Genomic DNA, 1664 nt, shown 5'->3' on the forward strand with positions numbered 1-1664 from the left:
GTCCCGCATCGGTCGTAGTTGACCGCTGAAACGACCGTAGGGAGGCTGCCCGGTGGCGATGTGCAGATCGCTGCCACCGCCTTCGACCAGCTGCTCCATCAGGTCTTCGATCATCAGCTCCAAGACGACCTCCTCAATGTCGTGGGGTCAGGCAGTAGGGGCATTCGAGCCAGCCATCCTCGAGGCCAGCGCCACAGCCTGTACAGGTCATTGTGCTGAGAGCACGGGCTCTGCGCTCGGATTCGAGACCAGAATCCGTAAGAATCATGCGCCCCACTTCTTCCAGTGTGGTGTGGCCTTGACGGACCAGTTCAAGGGCGTACCCCAGCAGGGTGGTCATGCCTGATTCGAGGGCGAGCTGGCGGATCACATCGGTGCTGGCTCCCCGAGAGATGGCCGTGGCGATGTCCTCATTGATCCGCAGCACCTCATAAACGCCCACCCGGCCTTTGTAGCCACTGCCTTTGCAATGCGGGCATGGTGACGCTTCGGTCCGATCGTGATGGTGCGCGCGATAGAAGGTCACCATCGCTTCCTTGCTGGCCATCAACCCGAAGCGGCCCAGTTCCCGTTCATCCGGTTGATACGGCTCTCGACATTCGCCGCAGACCCGGCGCATCAGTCGTTGGGAGACGATCCCGATCAGAGCGGCCGCCACCATGAAAGGCTCCACCCCCATCTCATCGAGGCGCGCGATGGTGCTGGGGGCATCGTTTGCGTGCAGGGTGCTCAACACCAAGTGACCGGTCAGAGCGGCCTCAATGGCGGTTTTGGCGGTTTCGAGATCCCGTGTTTCCCCCACGAGCAACACATCCGGGTCCTGCCGCATGAAGGCCCGCAGAGCAGTGGCGAAATCAAATCCCTTCTCGCGGTTCACCTGGCTTTGGGTGATGCCGGGGAGGGTGTATTCGATCGGGTCCTCCACGGTGGAGATGTTGATGCCCGGGTCGTTGCGCTCCGCCAGCAGGGAATACAGCGTGGTGGATTTACCTGAACCGGTGGGTCCGGTAACCAGGATCATTCCAAAGGGTTTGGCGCCGAGTTCACGGACGAGGTCAAGGGTCTGGGGGTTGCCGATCAATTTGTCCAGCCCGAGCTGCGTGGCACTGCTGTCGAGCAGGCGCAGACAGACCTTTTCCCCGAAGCGACTGGGAAGGGTGCTGACACGGAAGTCGATCACGCGCTCGCGGTATCGGCGTCGGATCCGGCCGTCCTGGGCCTGACGCCGTTCAGCGATGTCCAGATCGGCCAGGATTTTGAAGCGTGAGGTGACGGCGGGAATCAGCCGGCTGGGAAGCGGCTCGATGTATTGCTGGAGGACTCCGTCTTGGCGGTAGCGCAGCTGGAGCCCTCTCTGTTGTGGCTCCACATGGATGTCGCTGGCACCAACGCTCATGGCCTGAAGCAGGATCCGATCCACCAGAGCGATAACGGGTGAAGCCTCCGCGTCCTTGATGCTGGCTTCCAGGTCGACGATGTCGGCATTGGTTGCGGCTGCCTCATCGGGATCGTCTTCCAGGATTCCGTCCGCGCTGAACCCATCGAGGAAGGAGGCGATGGTGTCATCGAGCGAGGCTGCGTCATCGCTCGACGGGCTGTGCTCCAGCACTGGGATCTCTTGCTTGGCGTCGTCGTCGCTGGCGCCGCTCTGTTCAGGCAGTGGC

Annotated in this window: 1 protein-coding gene and 1 pseudogene; both read right to left on the reverse strand. The window is 62.0% G+C overall.

What is annotated here, in order from left to right:
• A pseudogene (locus tag ACGVJ8_RS10390) lies at positions 1–123 on the reverse strand (twitching motility protein PilT); the annotation flags it as partial.
• A 10-nt stretch (positions 124–133) separates the two neighbouring features.
• Positions 134–1664: GspE/PulE family protein (locus ACGVJ8_RS10395; RefSeq protein WP_392347851.1), on the reverse strand; the 1531-nt coding region annotated here is incomplete at its 5' end.

The organism is Parasynechococcus sp. (assembly GCF_042954245.1).
In the GTDB taxonomy this organism is placed as follows: domain Bacteria; phylum Cyanobacteriota; class Cyanobacteriia; order PCC-6307; family Cyanobiaceae; genus Parasynechococcus.